Here is a 19776-nt window from a genome sequence, read left to right as displayed (position 1 = left end):
TGATTTAAAGTTAATGCTCTTATGCCTTGATTTTAAAATTTAGGATTTACACACATTCTATTTGCTTAGATATCCAAAGTAAAAATTTCATCAACATGTTTATCAAAAATTTTTGCAAGCTTCATAGAAAGCTCAAGTGTCGGGTCATATTTATTGTTCTCTATTGCATTAATTGTTTGTCTCGTTACACCAACTAAGTTAGCAAGATCCTCTTGTCTTATATTTTTTAATTTTCGCAATTCTTTGATATTATTCTTCATACTAAAAACCACTCTTAAAATAGTAAAGAATAAACCCAATTAAAATAAGGAGTAAAGTGACTACAATTAATTTAATCAAACTGCCCTTACTATCCTTATCATCAACCTTAATCATATAAATATATTTGGAAATTAAAAGAATTACAACTTGAGAAGTAAACAATACCATCGGTAGTGTTTCTCCCAATCCATCAATGTAATTTTTAATTCCCCATACAAAAAGAAACACAGCAACAAAAGACCAAGATACTCGTATAGATTTTAATGTAATTACCTTTTCCATTTCATCCATTTTTTTCATATAAATATTCTCCTTAATGTCAAATTGTTTTTACATTTATGATTATACTAATCATCAGAATAGATGTCAAATACTTTTTACATTTTAATTGTAGGATAATTGTTAAAAAACATATAAAAACCTCACAAAATTCAAATTATAACAACTAAGTATAAATCCCATAGTCATTATATATAATGTTGTATATACTATTTTTAATTTTACTCTCAATTTTTTTATGATATACTTCTAATAATATGATGAATTTAGTTATTTTAATTTTTAATAATTCTATATAAGGAATGGTACTACTATGTTTAAAATTTTAGATTTAATTAATGAATTAAAAAATGAAAAAAAGATATTTATACAAACCCACAATTTTCCTGATCATGATGCAGTAGCATCAGCATATGGATTAAGTAATCTTCTTATAGAATTTGGGATAGAAACTCATATTATATATAAAGGTGAAATTCAAAGAGATTCACTTATTAGAATGATAGAAAGCCTTCAGATAAATATTAGCAAGTGTGAAAATTTTGATATACAAAAAGATGATAAAATAATTGTAGTAGATGGTTGTAAAGGAAATAGCAATGTTGAATATTTAAATGGTACTGAAATAGCAATAATAGATCACCATGATGTAAATGAGCCGGAAAACATTGATTATGTTGATATTAGAAGTAATTATGGAGCATGTTCAACTATTATCTATACATATTACAAAGAACTTGGAAAAATTATACCAAGAAATATAGCAACTGCACTTATTATTGGATTGAATATAGATACTGCTCAGCTTACAAGAAGGGTATCTTTAGAAGATATTAATGCTTTTCATTCTTTATATATTGGATCAGATACCTCTTTTGTTAATTCAATACTTAGAAATTATATTAAAGTGAAGGATCTAAATTTTTATAGTTTTTTGCTAAATAACATAAAAATTAGCTCATCCATTGCATTTTGCTATTTTAAGGATGGCTGTAATCAAAACTTACTTGGAATTCTTAGCGACTTTGTATTATCAATTGAGGAAATTGACTTTGTAATTTTATGTGCTAAAAATAATGAAGCAATAAACTTTTCCATAAGAAACGAAAGAAATGAAGTAAATGCTGCTTCTATTATTCAAAAAGTGTTAAAAGGTTTAGGGCTTGGTGGCGGACATGCAGACATGGCTGGAGGCATAATAAAAGATACTTCAAAATTTGATGAACAGAAAATTTATAATCTTTTCATCAATGCACTAGAGGATACTAAAAAGTAATTCAATAATATACTATAAGATTGAGCTATTTATCCCATCGCTACTATTGCTAATATCCCAATCTTCTTTAAGTTGGGGATAGAGCACTGCTACGCGTCTGGATAAGTTCTTCTCAGCTCAATCTTATTTTTATTACATATTCATATAATCACATACAATTATTTAACTCTTCAACAAGTTTATCTAAAAAAATTGATATTGTATTTCTGTCAGATTGTGTTCCATAAAGATTTACACTAAATGCTGCCTGATCATCAAATGTTGAAATAGCTAGTTGAAAATATGGACTATATTTGATTGAACCTGTCATATAAGCTTTAGTAATTTCAATATTTCCAAAAACAAGCCTCTTTTTATCGAGTATCCCTATATTTGTGAATGCAATAAATGGATTAGCGAATTTCTCTTTTACAATGTTTCTTACCACTTTATATGGCAATACATAAAATAACTTTTCCAATAAGTTAATGCTTTTAATGCAAGCAATATTGGATTTTTCCTTGTCCATGGTATTTTTTACTTTAATAAGGGTTTGTTCAAAGTCTGTACCAATTTCTGAACCTATATTACAGTTAAGATTAGTACATAGATTACAAAGACCATCTGCTCTACGGTTTGGAAGATATTTTCTCGTGTCTAAAGTACAAGTTGTGGTAACAACACGACCAAATACTTGAAAGAGCACACGTATATACGCTGTTAGAATCACATCATTCACTGTAGCACCATATTTTTTAGCATAAGCTTTAATCTTACAAAAATGCTCTTTTGAAACCATACGAATCTCTATAAATGGATTGCTAAAATTTCCATTAAGCTCAAACTTAGCTGGGTCAAGCGAAAGCATATCATTTTTGCTAAGCATTATTTTCAATTTATCATGCATGGAAAATGCCTTCAATATTTGACTTATCTTTCTATTATTCATTGACACTAGAGAGTAATATAATTTCTTTTCTATATTGGAGTAAATATCACTGAGCATATAAAGATACTCTTTAAATCCAGCAGCATCACATAACATATGATTGATTAGAACACAGAGCGTATCACTTTTTTCATTCCGAACGACTAAAATTTTCAGCTGTGGACCATTTAAATCATCAATTTCTTTACAGATAAATTCATTAACACTTTTATCCGTATTTGATGTTTCTAAAATTTTTACCATATCATCTGCTGTATATCCTTTATCTTCCCAGTAACATTTATTTTTTGTCTCATTGAAACTGCTTCTAATTAGAGGAAAAGAATCTGCTGAAATGTTAACAGCTTGCTTCAAACGTTCTAAATCAAGCTTTTCTCCAAGTACTGCTACAAAATGTAATGTATGATCATTTATGCTTTTAACTTTAAAAAGATGTTGAAGTATATCCCATGCTTCAACTTTATAATTAAAAGATTGATTGTTTAACATTTTACCGCGCCCTTCTCTCAACGGAATATCAATAATCAATTAATTCTGTGACATTATACACACTTTCACCTTCTTAACATATTTTTTCTAAAGCTAAGCTTTTTAGAATATGTGTATGAGTCTTTAAAGATTTCTTTATTACTATTTCATTTATAAATTCTCTCTTATTTATATAATCATAAGCATCATATATGCAAATTAAAGAAATATTAGTATTCTTTAAAGCTTCACTCAAATTAACCTCCCAACTCAAAAAGGCTTCTTGTGAAGTAGTTTGAATAGCATAAGTAGGTTGCCCAATCCACCTTACTCCATTATACTGCTTAACTTCATCTTCTGAAGAAATATTTTTAATCTCTTTCCTTAATCCAATCAATCCACCATTAGCACTACTTTCAATCAATCCTTTTACAGCCCTAAATTTGATATGTTCAATAGAAACATTGTTATTTTTTAGAAAACTGATTAACTTATTATAAAGATTTTCTTCCATAGAAATGTAAATGAGTTCATCATTATTAATTCCTTCATTTATATAAAAATACATGCTGCTAAAAAGATGCTGATATCCATAATAATAAAAGGTAGAATGTATTCCAAATATATTTCTTAAATTCAATTTAAAAACGGTATTCAAATTTTCACTACAAAATATACACTTGTACACTAATTCATCTAAAGATTGGCTTAATGTAATAATTTCTTTATTAAGTAACTCTTGATTTTTTTCAAGTATTAAATTATTAAGCATAAGTCTCAATTCTTCTATTTTACTATACATACTACAATCACTACACGAAGAATTCATAGTATCACCCCAATATTTAATGTATGCTTTGGAACTTTTATTAAAGTTATTATCAATACAGGTAATTTATTACAAACATTGTACTATATTATTTATTTATCTACAATATTTTATATTAATATTGCAAATAAGATAATTTTCATACAATTTAAATATCAATTTCCTATTTTAATTACATTTTATTTCTTTATTTGTAATTATACCATGTATATTTTTGGTAAATTCTCATGTAGCATATTTATCATTACATTTTTTTAAAAATTAAGGATGGCAAAAACATTCTGTTGTATGATCGTTTACCATTCCTACTGCTTGCATAAAAGAATAGCAGATTGTAGTACCTACAAATTTAAATCCATCTTTTTTTAACTGTTTGCTCATTTTGTCACTTAATTCATTTGAAGCAGGAACTTCTCCTATACTCTTCCAAGAATTAATGATAGGTGTATTATCTACAAATTCCCATATATAATTAGAAAACGAACCATACTTATCTTGAATTTCTAAAAATGATTTAGCATTAGTAACAACACTTTCAATTTTTCGTCTATTTCGAACAATACCTTTATCTTCCATTAATAAATTCAATTTTTCCTCTGTATATTTAACAATTTTTTTTGCTTCAAAATTATCAAAGGCTTTTTTATAATTTTCTCTTTTTTTCAAAATAATCCACCAACTTAATCCTGCTTGTGCTCCTTCTAAACACAGCATTTCAAACAATTTCCTATCATCATATACTGGTACTCCCCACTCTTTATCGTGATACTCAATATATAATTTTTCTTCTGTTACCCAAGCACATCTTTTAATCATCTAGAATACCATCCTTTTACTTTATATTTTAATCTTCATCTAACTCTTCTTAAATTTCTTATTAATTTCTTACATTTGAGTCATTTGCTATAAATACTAAACCCATAATCTTAAATTACTTAAAATATGTTTCAAATCCATTATTAACAATATACGAACCTCTTGGAACTTGAATTGCCACTAAACATATATTCAGACAATCAACACACGAACCCATTGCATTTATTAAACATAAAAATATTATGAATCCATTTAGCCATCCTAAAAAACTTATAATGAAAGGTAATATAACTGATAGCAAAATGAAAGGCATAATAGAAATAATTAAAAATCTGTTTCTTTTGATTTTTTCAGTAGTGTAAACAAATCCACAAAGAGCATTTATTCCCCAATATGTTTTATCTGATTTAAATACATTAGGTATAAAAAAGGCATGTATAAATTCATGTATAGTCATAAACATGAAAATTATAGCAACATATACAAGAGTAAATAAACTTATTTTAAAAGTAATACTAAATTCATGTTGATTGAAAAAAAGTTCTTTAAATGGTGGATATAAGTAATAGAAAATTCCCATAGAAACAATTCCATTTATAAACATGAAAGGTATTGATAGTAAAGTTGCTATTCCCAAATTAGAAGGTTCTTTTATTTTCACCCATCCCTCTGATATTAATTTACTACTTAGTTCTTTATCCGTAGAAGGTATCTTTTTTGAATATTTCATTAATCAAACTCCTTTTTATTAAACATAATTAATTTTTATACCATCGCTACCATTGCTAATACCCCACTTTCTTTATATGAAAATCCTTCTAAGAATAACTTTATTCATCAAAAAAATCTTTATGAGAAATATCTATATTATTACTAGCATTTACACTTATATCAAAATTACCACTTGCACCTGACCCTGCAATTTTAATAGCATATTTGCCATCTTTAGGAGTAGTAAAACTTATATTTCCTTTATCCTTCAATTCATTTTTTTTAGCTACAATATTATTTTTCGAATCCAAAACTACAATATAAAATTTACCACTATTAATTTTTGTATTATCAACAATATTTATTTTATTACTTTTATTTGATGTAAATTGTATTAAAGACCATTGACCATCAAATTTTTTAAAATCAAAACTTCTACTGTTTTTACCCATTTTGTCATTCTGATGTTCTTCAACGCTTTTTTCAAGCACATTGCTTGATAAATAATGATCTGAATCAATATTATTAAAGTAGCTTCTATATAGCGCTGTTCCTCCTGCAATTATTATGATTACTAATAAAAAGATAATTGAATTTCTTCTTTTTTTCATCTTATAAACCTCCATTTCTAAAATATAAATCTTTCATAGTTTAAAAGTAATTTTGTAAAAGTCTTCTATTTTTTTCTTTTAAAAACAGCTGTTACTTCTACTGTTTCTCCACTAGTTCCACTTATTGGGACACAAGATACTAGTTCCCAACCTTCATTTCCAAGTTCATTAAGTTTAAAGTTAAAATCCTCAATTTCTAATGTTATACTTAAAAAACCTTTAGTTTCAAATTTAATACTTTTATATTCCCATTTGTCCAACCTAATCCCCTCCTTTATTTAAGCACTATACCCCAATTATTTTAAATTACTCTTTAAAATACCACGTGTACATCCTATACAACCCTTGATTTTAATTTATTTAAAAAGGTGTCCTTATTAACTAATTCTGTACTTAAAAATTTTATAAATTAACCATTTGAAAACTATCAAGTTTCTTTATACCATAAATCATAAATATGAATGCTGCTATTATAAATAAAACAGTAACTAACAAACTATTAATTTTAGGTATATATATAAATATAACTTCCATGATATTAAAGAATATATGTGAATACATGCATAAGTATATTGATTTTGTTCTTGTATAAATATTATATCATGCTAATATTGAAATTTTTACATCTAATGGTTATACTATACAAAAATCAAGTTCAAAAGTACACATTTAGTACTGAATTGCAAAATCATTCCTACTAGTATTTTTTGTGTAAAAAAGTACCTTTAGTGCCTATATTTCAAAGCCTTAAAGGCACCTTTCTAATAATTTTTCGCTTCCTCCCTTGTCAGCCAAAAGTGAATACCTGTAGTGGAATCCATCCATCGGTTCTCATTAAAATCCTTTACTTCTACCCACTCACCTACACGATAAACAAAATTATCATCTACCAAGGACCAAGCTTCCTTATAACTTTCTTTGTAGTCAAAACTTTTGATTGTAAGAACTTTTGCTTTGCTACAGCGGCAAGAAGGTAATGTAGCCGAAGTACGCTTTGCATCTGCTGGTATAAGAAGCTGTACTAAACGATTATTAAAACACTTCTTATATCCCAGAAAAGCTCCCTTTTCTGGGCAGCGCAGCCTAAACCATTTTGTATTTTCATTAGAAATAATACCTTCTAATTTTGCATATTCAAGCACTGCACCATATAAATTTGCATCCTCAATATTGCAGCCCCGCATATCTGCATATCGAAGCGCTGCACATTCTAAATTTGCATGTCGAAAATCTGTGTTATGTAAAGTACATTCATCAAACAATGCATTGCAAACACTACTACACTGTAAATTTGCCTCATCAAACCTAATTCTATGGAATGCACTCAAAGAGAAATCAATGTTGGATAAATCCCAACCTGTAAAATCCATATCAAAAAGCTCTATCTCTCTCAAAACAAGTCTTTCTTTTGGCTTCCTATTTTTTAATATATCCTTAAATTCTTCTTGTGATAATTTATACACAATATTTACCTCCCAAATTATAGATTGGTAATTCTATGTATTTCCACTCATTTAAAATGCAAATAATCTTTATATTTTGAGTATACTACCACACTACTCAATTTTCAAAGACTATTGTTCATATTTTTTATCCGATAATATCAGTAAATCCCATTTATATATTTTAACTCTAAATAGTCCTCTTTGAATTATTGGGTCTTTTTCAGCAATTGTTTTTGCTTCTTCAAAATCCTTAGCCTCAAATATAATCATACCACCTGATTCATTGGCAAAGCCTCCTCCAGCAAAATACCTTTCGTCAGCAACACCCTTTAAGTACTCTACGTGATCCTGAAAATCTTTTGAAGTCACTTCTCTTTCGCTGTTCTTATAATCAATTCTTACGAATAATTTATCACCCTTTTTCATATAAATTAATCCTCACTTTCTTCATTATAGACGCTAAATTTTCTGCAAACCCTTTTAAGATTTCAAGAACATTTGTTCGTAATAATAGTAACATATATTTCTACTATTGTAAATAATCCTTGTTTCCTATTTAATATGATCAAAGCACTGCACAATTCAAAATTGAATTACGCAGTGCTTTTAAAAACTATTCATTTTTCATTTAATTTATAAATTATATATATTTTTACAATGAAAATATGGACTTAATATCTCTACTTAATTTTTTAGAAATAATGTTAATAATCAATTCCTCCAGCGCCGAAATGCTTCCAATAAAACAAACTAAAATAGTCGATATGTACATTCCTAATCCAACATACATAAAAGGAAAGCAAAACAAGGCTATACCTGTTAATTTATTAGCATAAGTGTGTAAAAAAGCTAACTCTTTATAGCGCATAAAACCAAAAAACAACGATGTAAAACGAATAATGGTGATAACAACTACCCAATATATGATTAGTAAAGGAACTCTAAAATTGATTATAAATACGAATAATAAAACTATAAACATAAAAAAGTCTGCAATACTATCAAGAATCTGCCCCTTTTTACTGACTAAATTCATTTTTCGTGCAACTATTCCATCCAAAATATCACTAATACCGCATATAAAATATATGATAAAAAATAATTTTGAAAATGGTTTTATAAACACGAAAGCCATTGTCCCTAATATTCTTATTATTGTAACTAAATTGGCAATATTCTTCACCTATATCACCATCTCTCCAATTATTTTGTTAAATACTAATCAAAAATAAATATTTCTTCAATAGGTGTATCAACAGCTCTTGATATATCTATTGCCAATTTTAAAGACGGGTTATATTTTGCTGACTCTAATCGCATAATTGTTTCTCGTCTTACCCCAACTATATTAGCTAATTCCTCCTGTGTAAGTCCTTTCAATTGCCGATATTTCTTTAAATTACAGATAAAATCCACAATACTACTCCTTATCTCTGTTCTAAAGTATAAAATTTTATAGAATATGCAATAACTAATGAAGCAAAACAAGCTGAAACAAATACTATCATATTTTCACGGATAGCAGAGAAAAATATTCCACAGGCGAACATAATCCCCATTTCAAATAGAGCTATATTACCTATAAAAGCTGTGGCTAATTTAATATTTTCATGATAACGCTCATCTGGAATATCAACACTAATTTTATCAGTTAAAAAATATCCAAAAAAACCAAAGTATGCAATATAGCAAAGATCTAAAATATTATGTGTAGTTAAATAGTTTAAAGCATAGAACCCCATGAATCCTATAAATCCCCAATATCCTCTTTTTCGTTTAGACATTTTTATTCCTCCTTCAAAAGAGATATATTTATCTCTTATTGATACAAATATATCTCTTTGTAATTGAGAAGTCAAGTGCTAACTCAAAAATTCATTATTTTAGATTAAAAAATAGAGATTCCTTAGAATTTTAACAACTATTTTGTTATTATTTATTATTAAATAACATAGTATATTCTATCTCGCTTGTTTCTTCATTAAGATGTTCATCCAAAACTTTAAAACCATTTTTATAATAAAAATTCACTGCATTTTTATTTTTCATAAACACATCTAATTTAAGAAACCAATATTTACACTTACAATAATCTATTAAATTCCTACCTATACCTTCTCTTTGATATTCCTTTTTTACAAAAAGTCCTGCTATATAATTTCCTTCTGTAATTCCTATGAAGCCTTTTATAACATTATTTTCTTCAAATATATAAATATCAGCTAAAGGCAACATTTGCTTAACCAAATCATAATTATTAATCCAATACTCCTTTTGTATAAAATCATGTGCCTCTATATTAGTCTCAAGCCAAATTTCCATTATTGAATCTAATTTATTTAAATTAAAATCTTTAATCATACTTACTCTTCTCCTTAATTTTTTAAAATATTAAAAATTAGAGCAAAATCCACTCATCAAGTTCACCCTTTCTACTAAATACAATTATATTTTCCTTACTTAATATATATTTGTTTCAATATCTAAACAACAAAAATTTAAATATATCCAATTAATCGTTTTACATCATATCTCCCATCTTCATATGTTTTATGAAAATTAAAAACAAGTCTTTAATCTAATACTTTAAATGTTCATTAATTTTAGCTCTTGTATACCATGATATTGCTATAAAATAACCTATAATTGGAGAAATTCCATACCCCATTAATGGAACTGGAAAGTTACCAAACAATGTAGAAATCAAGATTATTATAAAATATAATCCTAAACATATTGAAGGTAATTCAAAGTTCTTCGGTGAAAATAATATAAAAGGCATTGGTAATATTATAAGAGAAATGACCCCTAATACAAAGAATGGTATTCCAAGATTTTTTACCAAACCCAATATTCCTTCCACATAAGCCACTGCAGGTAAACTGTCTAAAAATATCCAGGAAAATATAATTAATGCGGATAATATTACTACAATTATTAAGCGAATAATCCATTTATCAATCTTATTAATAAGCATAATCATCATAGGAATAGCAAAAGCCGTTAACTGTGAGGCATCTGGTTGAATTAATAATAAAACTGCTGCAGCAATTGTTGTAATTATAGTAATCCACAATGATTTTAATTCTAATAATTTCCATGATGATATCAATATTATTGGCAGCACTACCATTGAAACATTAATCTTAATTATTGCTATAGATACCCATCTATGAACACCTTCAATACCTGTTCCCGCAAATGTTAATACTATGAATATAAGTGATATTAACATGGATTTATAATAAAACTTATCTTCTCTTATATTAAATTTACTGCAAATTGCAAAATATGAAATAATCCCAACTATAAATAGATAAACAATGCTTTGTTGCCAAATAGAAGCTGGAACTCTATTATAACTCATTGCTGCTGCTCCAATAAATATTGAAGGCATTGTAACCATTAATGGAATAAGCTTTATTGTTCTTGATTTTATCAATTTTATTCTCCCCTATAATCTTCAAATAGTTCAACATCATCTTTAAAATCAGTATGTATATCAAATTTGTATATTGTAATTATACTATTATAACAATGAACTTCATGTTCTATACATACTCACCATTTGCTTTTACATAAAATTGCAATGGAAGAGAATGACTTGCAAATAGCACTGGTGTCAATGTATATGAATAACTTCCAGCCTTTGACACCACTAATATATCCCCAATATCAGCCTTAGGAATCAATATATCTTTAGCCATTATATCAGCTGATGTGCATAAATTGCCCACTATAGTTACCTTTTCAGAAAAGTACTTTTTTCTTTCAAGAATGGTAAATTCAAAAGCATCTTTAACTGTAAATATAGGTTCACAGCTCTGTAATTTACTTTCTTGTGGTGCATAAGCCGCTAAAAGTTCTGCAATGGAAGGTCTTAAAAAACCATTAAGCCCATTTTCTACTATTAAATATTTTACTCCTCTGGATTCCTTTATATCTACAATACGAGTAACATATTGACCAGCTTCACAGACTACAAATCTACCTGTTTCAATAATAAGTCTTACATTGATTTTATCTTTAAATCTATGAACCAATTCCTCACATTCATCACTAAGAAGCTGAATATCGAGCTCTCTATCATTTAATGGTGAATATACTATACCAAGTCCTCCACCAAAATTAATAAATTCCAATTCCCATCCCATTGTCTCCTTACAAAATAAGGCCACTTTAAAGATTTTCTTATAATATCGATAAAGTAAACTATGATTAAGAACTTGGGAACGTAGATGAACATGAATACCAATTATTTTTATATTGGTCAAACTATTTAAAAAATCTCTATTCTTAACAATTGTCTCCTCATCAACGCCAAATTTGCTACTTACTCCTTTTCCAATATCCATAACATAATCAGGATTTATTCTTAACCCTACTTTTACATGCAATTTCTTCTGTTTTGCAACATCATTAATCATGGCTAACTCATTATAACTATCTGCTATTATTATTGATTTATCTAAAGTTTTTTCAATATCCTTAAGTGTTTTTCCTGGTGATGAATATAATATTTTTTCATAAGATAAACCTGATTTCTGTGCTATTATTACTTCCTCTGATGAAGCTGCATCTGCACCAAATCCACTTGATGCCATGAAATTTACTATAGGGGCATATGGATTAGTCTTTACTGAATATAAAAACTCAAATTGTGAAAACTTTTTTGAAAGTATTTCAATTTGCTTAGAAATAACACTTTCATTATAGATGTAAAAAGGTCGGTCATATTGTATCATCAATTTTTTAATAATATCTAAATTATTTTCCATTAACTAAATCCCCCTAAGTTCACTATTTGTATGAATCTAAAAATATAAATTGTAATCACATTATCTTATAATTATTATTTAATTTATATGCAAATTATATCACAACATCTAAATATATTCATTTTACCATAAATACTGTATTATTTAATCTATTTTAACTGCTCTTGTTGCATAGAAGCAAGGAATATTTAATTCATGAAGTCTTCCTTCCCCATTTGTGTCCTGATATATGTCTGTGAGCAAAAATCCTGCTTGTAATTGTCCACCAATTTGCTCTTCAATGGTATGTGAAAATTGAATTCCCCAATCATTTTTTATTGAGGTCTTATACAATTCTTTATCTTTCAAAGGATTGAATGGCAGTTTTTGAATTATCTCTGTTTCTTTTTCATCAATAATAAAATTAATACCATTATCTAATCCTGCAAGCAATATTCCCCCTTTTTTAAGCACTCTATAACATTCTTTCCAAACAGGAATAACATCCTCAATATAGCAATTAGAAACTGGATGGAATATTAAGTCAAAGACTTCATTTTCAAAAGGAAGAGGCTTGGTCATATCCGCTCTAACTAACTTAATTTCGTAATTTTCTCTCATGGCTACTTCTTTTTCACTTAGTAATTGCTTTTCTGAATAATCTAGTACTGTACACTTTGCACCTAATGCAGTAAATATAGGCATTTGTTGACCACCACCAGAAGCTAGTCCTAGTACTTTAGTATTTTCCATTTTACCAAACCATTCCTTAGGTACTGGTTTAGTTGGTGTTAGCAGCACGAACCAATCATTGTTTCTAGCCTTTTCAAAGATCTCATGGCTAATTGGTTGACCCCATTTCCATCCTTTTTCAGACCATTCACTAATAATTTTAGAATTTATATCCGTATAGTTTTTATCCATTTAAATACAACCATCCTTCATTATAAAGTGACTCTTAAGTTTATATAAAAAATTTTTATTTATATACATAAATCAGCTTATTTTTCACTTTAAAAAATTGATTATCTTAAGAATCCTATAATTATAATAAACAATCTGTTATCACTATAAAAGATAAATAATTACTATAATCATTTTATGCACAAAACCCCTATAGTTCTGAAACTATAGGGATTATAAATAACTATTTTTTTACATATACAATTTTTTTAATTGTATCATAGGAAAGATGGTATTTAATCATAAGTTCATCAATAGTTTTACCGTTTTCTTTTTCAAATCTAATTTTTCTGTTTCTATTTTCGATTTTCTCTTTTGCACCAGTTTTACTTCCCCAATTGTTTTTTATGCCTTCTGGTTGAGGAATATACACTATTTTCCCAGAAACATACCTTTGAATCTCATCAATTAGACTTTTAGGTAATACTTCTACAGCATTTATATACTTCATTCTAATTCGCTCCTTCATCACTAATTAAAATAGTTCAGGTTGCAAAATCAGACTTATTATCACTTCAAAATTAAAACGAATATGGCGATTTAAATTATCTCTATGCAGCTATCGCCATTGTCTATAAGACTGATTCTGCATAGAGTTTTGTATTTGTTATGAAATTTCCTCCAAAATATGCTAAATTTAAGCGAATCATTAACACTTTCTCACCTCCAAACATTAATTATTATGCAGTCTTCGCGTACACATCTCATGTTAAAGTTCAAAATTATATATCTCCACATGGAATCTTTGATGCAGCATAAGTTTTTATTAGCGCTTCTAACCAACTATCTGTATATCCAACTAATTCACTATCACATATCATACCAAAATCATCTGATATGTAAGCAGCTAAACTATCATTTTCACATAAATTATATACTCTGAAATATGCATTTTTACGATATTCATCTGATAATTGTTTATTTTCCTCCGAATATCCTTTAATCTTCTTTTCTTCCTCAACAACTTTATATACACGATTCCATTCTCTATCAAATATGGAGCTATCACGTAAATCCAGAATTTCATCAAAATCTATATTTTTAAACATTAACTCGTTCAATTTTTCTAATAAATCATCAACAATCATTTTAAGGTGCCCTCCTTTTATGTACATCACTATCATTGCTAATACCCCATCTTCTTCAAATTGTGTATAATCACTGCTACGCGCCTTGATAAGTTCTGCTAAGACTCACTTTATACTATTCCAAATATCTCATAAAGGCTAAAAAATTTAAAAGGTAACCTAACAGTATATCTATAATATGTAAGTTATGTTATTATAATTTAGGTATAGTACTAAAATGGTATGATTTTTGTATATTATCACATTTAGATAGGAGTCAAGGTATATTATGGAAAATAAAAATTTAATCAAGAAATTAAATATAAAAAAGATTCTATTAAATATTTTAATGGTTTCCTTAATAGTTTTATTGTTAGGATTTGTTATAAATTTTAAATATTCAGTGGGATATTTATTTGTGCTTATAATTCATGAATCAGGTCATTATATTATGGCAAAATTTTTAAAATTGGATGTTGCTTTTGGAGGTTTCACTCCTTTTGGGGCATATGTAATTCATGAAGACACTAAAAATTGTAAAGAAAATGCACTCATTGCAATGGCAGGTCCGTTATTTGGAGGCATACTTGGACTTATTTACTATATAGTTTACTATGTTACAGGTGATTATACATTTTTAGCACTAACATTTACTTCAATAATATTAAATTTAGCAAACTTAATACCTGTAAGCCCTCTTGATGGTGGACAAATAGTTGAAGCAATATCCCCTATTCTATGCTACATGGGATTTCCATTTTTAATATATTTGTTTATATCTGTAAATAGATTAAAGAGTAAGCTATTATTGATTTTCATTATGTTAGCAGGTATTTATCAAACATATAATTTTACTGTAAAACATAAAACTGATTCTTATTACAAATTGGATAAAAATAGTAAAATAAAGTTTATAATTATGTATAGTATATTGATTTTGTTTTTAGCAATCAGTGCAATATACCTTTATAATGTATTTGATTATAAATATATATTTAAAAGTATTTCTAGATTTAAGGCTTAATACTATAATGATTTTTCAAAACATTTTAGATTTTCCCATATTACATTTTGAAAATGAAATTTTGTTGTACCTACGTAATGATATCCAAGCTTCGGATATAGTGTTCCAGCTGGAATATTTCCTTCATAAGTATCAAGACGTATAGCTTTGTATCCTTTTTCTTTGGCATATTTCTCGATAAAATCCATCATTATTTTTCCTTTGCCTTTTCTACTTTCAGAAGGTCGAATACATAATGTATGAATGACCATAATTTCGCTTGGCTTTGCCTTTATGCCCCATGAAATATTGCCATATTCTTTTGGCTGTATACTATTAAGCACTACACAGCCATATATTCCTTTTTCATTTTCTCCAACAAACATTGTACTATTGCCAATAGCACTTCTAGCATAATCAACTGTTGGATAAAGCCCTTTTTGCCAATTAGTATAAGATACCGTTTTTTCTTCATAATCTAAAATCTCATTATATATATTTTCTATTTCCAAAATATCATATGTCGCAGCAACTCTAATCATATTTTTACTCCTCTACAAATTTTTAATTAATAAATCCAAATTTAAAATTTATTTAACTCTTTTAAACATTGGATGATTTTCATTGAATTGAACCAAGTCCCATAGGTTTCCATATAGATCTTTAAATACTGCAACTATCCCATAATCCTGTTCTTTAGGTTCTCTAACAAATTCTATTCCTATTTCTATCATTTCATTATAATCACGCCAAAAATCATCAGTACCTAAGAAAAGAAAAACTCTTCCTCCTGCTTGATTTCCTATAAAAGGCTTTTGTTCTGGCTTAGATGCTCTTGCAAGTAATATTGTTGTTCCATTTGAACCTGGTGGAGATACTACCACCCATCTTTTTTCCTGTTCAGGTTGATATGTATCTTCTACTAATGTAAAATGAAGTTTCTTTGTATAAAACTCTATTGCTTCATCATAATCTTTCACTACTAAAGCAATATGTACAACTGATTGAATCATTGTTTTTCCCCCTTGCTCTATTTAATTTGACAAGCTAATCAAATCTTCTTCTGTAATTTCTCGCAGCACTTTACAAGGATTACCTACAGCAATTACCCCTGCTGGTATATCTTTATTTACCACACTTCCTGCTCCAATAATGCTGCCTTTTCCAATAGTAACTCCCCCACATACAACAGCATTAGCACCAATCCATACATCATCTTCTATTGTAATAGGTTTTGAAGTTCCAATTCCTTCTGCTCTCTGCTTTGGAAGTATAGCATGACCAGAACATGCCAAGCAAACTCCAGGAGCTATAAATGCATTTGCACCAATATATACTGGCGATGTATCTAGTATAACACAATTATAGTTAATTACAGTAAGTCCATGAGTATGTATATTAAAGCCATAATCACAGCGAAATGATGGTTCAATAAATGTTAATGGATGATACGTTCCAAGTAATTCCTTTAAAATACTACTTCTCTTTTCTTCTTCAGATGGTCCAGTCTGATTGTATCTCCAACATAGTTCCTTGGCCTTTCGTTGTAATTTTGGTTGCGCATCTGTATGTTTTGAAAAATATCCTTTATTATGTTTCATAATTTCTGTAAAATCCATTATCTTATTCCTTTCAAATTGCTATTTAATTAGATATATGTTAAAGTTCAACATTTTATAAAAACATTTTTAAACAAATACTAGTCAAAAATAAATATTTCTTCAATAGGTGCCTCGACAGCTCTTGATATATCTATTGCCAACTTTAAAGATGGATTATATTTTGCTGATTCTAATCGCATAATTGTTTCTGAAAAACACTTGGTAGTTCTGACCATGCCATAACCTCTGTTGATATTGACACATTATGCTTTTATTGCCAAATACAAAACTATAGTATCATAAAGCTTTATATTATTACCAAAACTTAAAATAGCCTCTTTAATACCTGCGTAAAATTTTGATTTATATGGCTCCTTTAGGGTTATATGAGTAGCATGAGTACTTATCCACAAGACATACTCATCAGAATTAAGTACTCTTGTTTTGTGATACTCAAAATATTCAATATTAGTAAATCCATATTTTTTGATATTGTTATAATTTAAATGGCATGTATATTCTGTTTCTGGACGAAAATATTCAGCATATACTTTCTGTATCTTCAAATATAAGGCTTCATTAGCGCTTTTTTCATCTGTTCGAGTTAACATCATTGCAAATGTTCCATTATTTTTTAATATATCATAAACTTTTTTGAAACCAATTTTCTCTGGTATCCATTGAATGGTAGCTGCTGAATAAACCAAATCAAATTGATTATAACCAAAATCATATGTTTCAAAATCATCATTTACAATTTGAAAATTATCATATGAACTAAATTTTTTCTTTGTATACTCGGCAAGATTTTCACCTAGTTCAATGGCTAAATAGGAACATCCTGTCTTCAATATTGGTTCAGTAGCCTGACCTGTTCCAGGACCAATTTCAAGAACTGTTTTGCTGCAACCTAGCTTTGAGTACTCTATAACATCAGCGAAAAGTTCATCGCAATATCGAGTTCTCCATTCATCAAACTCTTTAGGAATACTGTCAAAAACTTTCCTAAAATCCATAATAAAATCTCCTTATTATAAATAATCATTAATTCATAGTAATTTACATTTCCTACTTAAACATATGAAAATTATACTATATTTGTAATGTTATTGCATCTAATTTTAATTTCTTAAAATCCCAATAAAAAAACACCCTTAAAGCATATATTTCAAAACTTTAAAAGCACTTTTTCTTTTCCCATAGCTGGTAAGTTTATGTAGTATTTAATTACATGATATTTACAAATACATATCATGTTAAAGTTCAACACAAATTATCCCTTCTCTCTATTTAATATATTGATAATTCATGTATCCATATCCTCTAGGAGACATATCCCCTATACCAGTTCCAAGAAGCATATAGGCAATATTTTGAGCTTCAATCCCTGTATCAACAGTCAATGTAATTTTATCGCCAAGCATTCTTCTGCCTTTAAAATTAGTAGCTATTGGAGTCCTGTTATCTACTCTTTCATATGTAAATATCCTTAAGCTTCTATCTACTTTTTCACCTGTTAATACTTCATACTTTTTTATGCTATTTTCTCTTATGTATTCAAAAAAGTCCTCTTCATTGTGATTATTTCTCCAGTATTCTGTTTTTTCTAAATCTGAAATCTTAATTACAGCTGGAGTTATACTGTAGACCCTATCTATTGGCTTTTTAAATATGCTTTTACTCTGGCAAGTAAGTGCCTTTATATGAGTTGTATATTCATTAGTTAAAAACTTTACGAAATGATTTTTTAGTTCTTCTCCTACACATCTTATCTGAAAATTGTATATTTCACCTTCACCATAATCTTTATTTATTGAAATTGGATACAAGCTATTAAAGCAGTACCCCTTTATCCTATTTTCTTCATGAAAATCTTTCAAGCTCTCATTTTTATAAAAAGATTTGTCTATTAACTTACTTATAGCCTCCTGTACATCTTCTTTTAATATATTCTTTATTAAAAAAACCTTAAAATTACATTCAAATATACGCACAATATTTCTCCTCTTCAAGCTTTATTGCTAAATTACAAAGCAAAACTTTCACTTAAAATTTTCAAATAAGAAAGCAACTAAGTAATGAAAATCACCTATTTGCTTTCTTTAAAATCCATGTTAAAATTAAGCTCTAGGTTAATACCATAACATCTTTTCCTTCAAAGGCTACTCCTATTTCTATTATGTTTTTAATTTCTCGTGCTATGAGTTCTTGTTTATATTTTCTTTTCCTTATCTGCTTTAAGCCTTCTTCTGCTGCTTTTTTCAAATCTTCTTCATCATCTCTGTCAACTTTTTTAAATTCCATTATTATTCCTATTTTATTCTTATCCTTTTGAATAATCATTACATCATATCTTCCATAACCACTTTCTCTGTTGGATTTTACCTCATAATCCTCTGAAAGTGCTATAAGCATACCAAGAACAAAAGCATGATAAACTTTTTCACTTTCCTGTCCACTTATATCAAAATAACTTACACTACTTAATACAAATTTTTTAAGTATTTTTCCAAAAGTTTTTATATCACCATTTATAAGGCTATTCAACATAAAGTTAAATTCATCATTATTTATGCTTTCCCTGAACCAGCTCATTATTATCTCATTATACAAGTATTTTACTTCTATATTAGGTATGGCAAGTTCACATACAAGTCTTCCATCTGGCTTTCTTGTCTTTTTCACGGTTTTCAAATATCCGCTAAGAAGTAAAAAACTCCATACATTTTCTGTACTCTTGTCTATTTCCTTCATTTCAATA

28 protein-coding genes are annotated in these 19776 nt (G+C 27.9%); 2 read left to right on the top strand and 26 right to left on the bottom strand.

The features are described 5' to 3' along the window. Nucleotides 1-65: 65 nt before the first annotated feature. Both EG57_RS0208565 and EG57_RS26710 read right to left on the bottom strand, forming a co-directional pair. On the bottom strand, nt 66-260 hold the full coding sequence (locus tag EG57_RS0208565) for a helix-turn-helix transcriptional regulator (RefSeq protein WP_032076824.1): 195 nt from the start codon (nt 258-260) through the stop codon (nt 66-68). A gap of 1 nt (nt 261) precedes the next feature. After that, nucleotides 262-561: a hypothetical protein gene (locus EG57_RS26710; protein ID WP_052037794.1), complete on the bottom strand. Its 300-nt coding sequence runs from the start codon at nt 559-561 to the stop codon at nt 262-264. Between the two features lie 292 nt (nt 562-853). On the opposite strand from EG57_RS26710, the gene EG57_RS0208555 reads away from it, so the two are divergent. Next, entirely contained in the window at nt 854-1816 is a 963-nt protein-coding gene (locus tag EG57_RS0208555; RefSeq protein ID WP_032076823.1) for a DHH family phosphoesterase, read from the top strand. A gap of 148 nt (nt 1817-1964) precedes the next feature. On the opposite strand, the gene EG57_RS0208550 is transcribed toward EG57_RS0208555, so the two are convergent. The 17 genes from EG57_RS0208550 to EG57_RS0208470 all read right to left on the bottom strand — a co-directional run bounded on the left by EG57_RS0208550 (nt 1965) and on the right by EG57_RS0208470 (nt 14432). Continuing rightward, entirely contained in the window at nt 1965-3233 is a 1269-nt protein-coding gene (locus EG57_RS0208550; protein ID WP_032076822.1) for a hypothetical protein, read from the bottom strand. A 73-nt stretch (nt 3234-3306) separates the two neighbouring features. Then, nucleotides 3307-4041, bottom strand: a complete 735-nt coding sequence (locus EG57_RS0208545; protein WP_029159857.1) for an MEDS domain-containing protein — start codon at nt 4039-4041, stop codon at nt 3307-3309. A 261-nt stretch (nt 4042-4302) separates the two neighbouring features. Beyond that, complete coding sequence (locus tag EG57_RS0208540) at nt 4303-4857, bottom strand: DNA-3-methyladenine glycosylase I (RefSeq protein WP_032076821.1); 555 nt, start codon at nt 4855-4857, stop codon at nt 4303-4305. A 115-nt stretch (nt 4858-4972) separates the two neighbouring features. Then, a complete protein-coding gene (locus EG57_RS0208535; protein ID WP_032076820.1) occupies nt 4973-5587 on the bottom strand; it encodes a DUF3267 domain-containing protein in 615 nt (204 codons plus the stop codon). Between the two features lie 100 nt (nt 5588-5687). Next, the gene (locus EG57_RS0208530) at nt 5688-6179 is read right to left on the bottom strand and encodes a hypothetical protein (RefSeq protein WP_032076819.1); all 492 of its coding nucleotides are present in this window, start codon (nt 6177-6179) and stop codon (nt 5688-5690) included. 65 nt (nt 6180-6244) lie between these two features. Beyond that, nucleotides 6245-6439 carry a DUF4177 domain-containing protein gene (locus EG57_RS0208525; RefSeq protein ID WP_032076818.1) on the bottom strand — a complete coding sequence of 65 codons (195 nt, stop codon included), beginning with the start codon at nt 6437-6439 and terminating at the stop codon, nt 6245-6247. 501 nt (nt 6440-6940) lie between these two features. Next, nucleotides 6941-7642, bottom strand: a complete 702-nt coding sequence (locus EG57_RS0208520) for a pentapeptide repeat-containing protein (RefSeq protein WP_032076817.1) — start codon at nt 7640-7642, stop codon at nt 6941-6943. A 111-nt stretch (nt 7643-7753) separates the two neighbouring features. After that, nucleotides 7754-8050 (bottom strand): YciI family protein, encoded by a 297-nt coding sequence (locus EG57_RS0208515; protein ID WP_032076816.1) that lies wholly within the window; start codon nt 8048-8050, stop codon nt 7754-7756. A 226-nt stretch (nt 8051-8276) separates the two neighbouring features. Then, nucleotides 8277-8807 carry a CDP-alcohol phosphatidyltransferase family protein gene (locus tag EG57_RS0208510; RefSeq protein WP_032076815.1) on the bottom strand — a complete coding sequence of 177 codons (531 nt, stop codon included), beginning with the start codon at nt 8805-8807 and terminating at the stop codon, nt 8277-8279. Nucleotides 8808-8842: 35 nt separating this feature from the next. After that, nucleotides 8843-9043 carry a helix-turn-helix transcriptional regulator gene (locus EG57_RS0208505; protein ID WP_032076892.1) on the bottom strand — a complete coding sequence of 67 codons (201 nt, stop codon included), beginning with the start codon at nt 9041-9043 and terminating at the stop codon, nt 8843-8845. Nucleotides 9044-9051: 8 nt separating this feature from the next. Continuing rightward, nucleotides 9052-9408 (bottom strand): DUF3796 domain-containing protein, encoded by a 357-nt coding sequence (locus EG57_RS0208500; RefSeq protein ID WP_029954483.1) that lies wholly within the window; start codon nt 9406-9408, stop codon nt 9052-9054. A 148-nt stretch (nt 9409-9556) separates the two neighbouring features. After that, a complete protein-coding gene (locus tag EG57_RS0208495) occupies nt 9557-9985 on the bottom strand; it encodes an N-acetyltransferase (RefSeq protein WP_032076814.1) in 429 nt (142 codons plus the stop codon). A 217-nt stretch (nt 9986-10202) separates the two neighbouring features. Beyond that, complete coding sequence (locus EG57_RS0208490) at nt 10203-11066, bottom strand: cell division protein (protein ID WP_032076813.1); 864 nt, start codon at nt 11064-11066, stop codon at nt 10203-10205. A gap of 109 nt (nt 11067-11175) precedes the next feature. Beyond that, nucleotides 11176-12402, bottom strand: coding sequence for a type III PLP-dependent enzyme domain-containing protein (locus EG57_RS0208485; RefSeq protein ID WP_032076812.1), 1227 nt, complete (start codon nt 12400-12402; stop codon nt 11176-11178). A 144-nt stretch (nt 12403-12546) separates the two neighbouring features. Further along, a complete protein-coding gene (locus tag EG57_RS0208480) occupies nt 12547-13305 on the bottom strand; it encodes a class I SAM-dependent methyltransferase (protein WP_032076811.1) in 759 nt (252 codons plus the stop codon). Between the two features lie 223 nt (nt 13306-13528). Further along, complete coding sequence (locus tag EG57_RS0208475) at nt 13529-13795, bottom strand: CD3324 family protein (protein WP_029159869.1); 267 nt, start codon at nt 13793-13795, stop codon at nt 13529-13531. 271 nt (nt 13796-14066) lie between these two features. Further along, nucleotides 14067-14432 (bottom strand): hypothetical protein, encoded by a 366-nt coding sequence (locus EG57_RS0208470; RefSeq protein ID WP_029159870.1) that lies wholly within the window; start codon nt 14430-14432, stop codon nt 14067-14069. 268 nt (nt 14433-14700) lie between these two features. Between EG57_RS0208470 and EG57_RS0208465 the strand changes: the two genes are divergently transcribed. After that, a complete protein-coding gene (locus EG57_RS0208465; protein WP_200880535.1) occupies nt 14701-15435 on the top strand; it encodes a site-2 protease family protein in 735 nt (244 codons plus the stop codon). Nucleotides 15436-15437: 2 nt separating this feature from the next. On the opposite strand, the gene EG57_RS0208460 is transcribed toward EG57_RS0208465, so the two are convergent. The 7 genes from EG57_RS0208460 to EG57_RS0208430 all read right to left on the bottom strand — a co-directional run. Next, nucleotides 15438-15956 carry a GNAT family N-acetyltransferase gene (locus EG57_RS0208460; RefSeq protein WP_032076809.1) on the bottom strand — a complete coding sequence of 173 codons (519 nt, stop codon included), beginning with the start codon at nt 15954-15956 and terminating at the stop codon, nt 15438-15440. A 48-nt stretch (nt 15957-16004) separates the two neighbouring features. Continuing rightward, nucleotides 16005-16427: a VOC family protein gene (locus EG57_RS0208455; RefSeq protein WP_032076808.1), complete on the bottom strand. Its 423-nt coding sequence runs from the start codon at nt 16425-16427 to the stop codon at nt 16005-16007. 21 nt (nt 16428-16448) lie between these two features. Further along, nucleotides 16449-17033 (bottom strand): sugar O-acetyltransferase, encoded by a 585-nt coding sequence (locus EG57_RS0208450; protein ID WP_032076807.1) that lies wholly within the window; start codon nt 17031-17033, stop codon nt 16449-16451. 80 nt (nt 17034-17113) lie between these two features. Next, on the bottom strand, nt 17114-17251 hold the full coding sequence (locus EG57_RS26255; protein WP_479686497.1) for a helix-turn-helix transcriptional regulator: 138 nt from the start codon (nt 17249-17251) through the stop codon (nt 17114-17116). Between the two features lie 27 nt (nt 17252-17278). Further along, nucleotides 17279-18031: a methyltransferase domain-containing protein gene (locus EG57_RS0208440; RefSeq protein WP_032076806.1), complete on the bottom strand. Its 753-nt coding sequence runs from the start codon at nt 18029-18031 to the stop codon at nt 17279-17281. 270 nt (nt 18032-18301) lie between these two features. Further along, nucleotides 18302-19009, bottom strand: coding sequence for a CRISPR-associated endoribonuclease Cas6 (locus EG57_RS0208435; protein ID WP_032076805.1), 708 nt, complete (start codon nt 19007-19009; stop codon nt 18302-18304). Between the two features lie 133 nt (nt 19010-19142). Continuing rightward, nucleotides 19143-19776, bottom strand: a 634-nt coding sequence (locus EG57_RS0208430; protein ID WP_032076804.1) for a PD-(D/E)XK nuclease domain-containing protein, incomplete at its 5' end; no start/stop codon positions are given.

The sequence above is a fragment of the Clostridium drakei genome (genome assembly GCF_000633595.2).
GTDB lineage: Bacteria > Bacillota > Clostridia > Clostridiales > Clostridiaceae > Clostridium_AM > Clostridium_AM drakei.
The sequence above is the reverse complement of the archived record's forward strand: the minus strand, read 5'-3'. Positions and strand labels throughout refer to the sequence as shown.

Bases quoted from the DNA above. Each gene is read 5' to 3' on its own strand.
- EG57_RS0208550 (WP_032076822.1), bottom strand. From the start codon at position 3,233: ATGTTAAACAATCAATCTTTTAATTATAAAGTTGAAGCATGGGATATA.
- EG57_RS0208565 (WP_032076824.1), bottom strand. From the start codon at position 260: ATGAAGAATAATATCAAAGAATTGCGAAAATTAAAAAATATAAGACAA.
- EG57_RS0208515 (WP_032076816.1), bottom strand. From the start codon at position 8,050: ATGAAAAAGGGTGATAAATTATTCGTAAGAATTGATTATAAGAACAGC.
- EG57_RS0208470 (WP_029159870.1), bottom strand. From the start codon at position 14,432: ATGATTGTTGATGATTTATTAGAAAAATTGAACGAGTTAATGTTTAAA.
- EG57_RS0208500 (WP_029954483.1), bottom strand. From the start codon at position 9,408: ATGTCTAAACGAAAAAGAGGATATTGGGGATTTATAGGATTCATGGGG.
- EG57_RS0208535 (WP_032076820.1), bottom strand. From the start codon at position 5,587: ATGAAATATTCAAAAAAGATACCTTCTACGGATAAAGAACTAAGTAGT.
- EG57_RS26710 (WP_052037794.1), bottom strand. From the start codon at position 561: ATGAAAAAAATGGATGAAATGGAAAAGGTAATTACATTAAAATCTATA.
- EG57_RS0208455 (WP_032076808.1), bottom strand. From the start codon at position 16,427: ATGATTCAATCAGTTGTACATATTGCTTTAGTAGTGAAAGATTATGAT.
- EG57_RS0208450 (WP_032076807.1), bottom strand. From the start codon at position 17,033: ATGGATTTTACAGAAATTATGAAACATAATAAAGGATATTTTTCAAAA.
- EG57_RS0208465 (WP_200880535.1), top strand. From the start codon at position 14,701: ATGGAAAATAAAAATTTAATCAAGAAATTAAATATAAAAAAGATTCTA.
- EG57_RS26255 (WP_479686497.1), bottom strand. From the start codon at position 17,251: ATGGTCAGAACTACCAAGTGTTTTTCAGAAACAATTATGCGATTAGAA.
- EG57_RS0208540 (WP_032076821.1), bottom strand. From the start codon at position 4,857: ATGATTAAAAGATGTGCTTGGGTAACAGAAGAAAAATTATATATTGAG.
- EG57_RS0208460 (WP_032076809.1), bottom strand. From the start codon at position 15,956: ATGATTAGAGTTGCTGCGACATATGATATTTTGGAAATAGAAAATATA.
- EG57_RS0208555 (WP_032076823.1), top strand. From the start codon at position 854: ATGTTTAAAATTTTAGATTTAATTAATGAATTAAAAAATGAAAAAAAG.
- EG57_RS0208485 (WP_032076812.1), bottom strand. From the start codon at position 12,402: ATGGAAAATAATTTAGATATTATTAAAAAATTGATGATACAATATGAC.
- EG57_RS0208545 (WP_029159857.1), bottom strand. From the start codon at position 4,041: ATGAATTCTTCGTGTAGTGATTGTAGTATGTATAGTAAAATAGAAGAA.
- EG57_RS0208480 (WP_032076811.1), bottom strand. From the start codon at position 13,305: ATGGATAAAAACTATACGGATATAAATTCTAAAATTATTAGTGAATGG.
- EG57_RS0208440 (WP_032076806.1), bottom strand. From the start codon at position 18,031: ATGGATTTTAGGAAAGTTTTTGACAGTATTCCTAAAGAGTTTGATGAA.
- EG57_RS0208475 (WP_029159869.1), bottom strand. From the start codon at position 13,795: ATGAAGTATATAAATGCTGTAGAAGTATTACCTAAAAGTCTAATTGAT.
- EG57_RS0208530 (WP_032076819.1), bottom strand. From the start codon at position 6,179: ATGAAAAAAAGAAGAAATTCAATTATCTTTTTATTAGTAATCATAATA.
- EG57_RS0208495 (WP_032076814.1), bottom strand. From the start codon at position 9,985: ATGATTAAAGATTTTAATTTAAATAAATTAGATTCAATAATGGAAATT.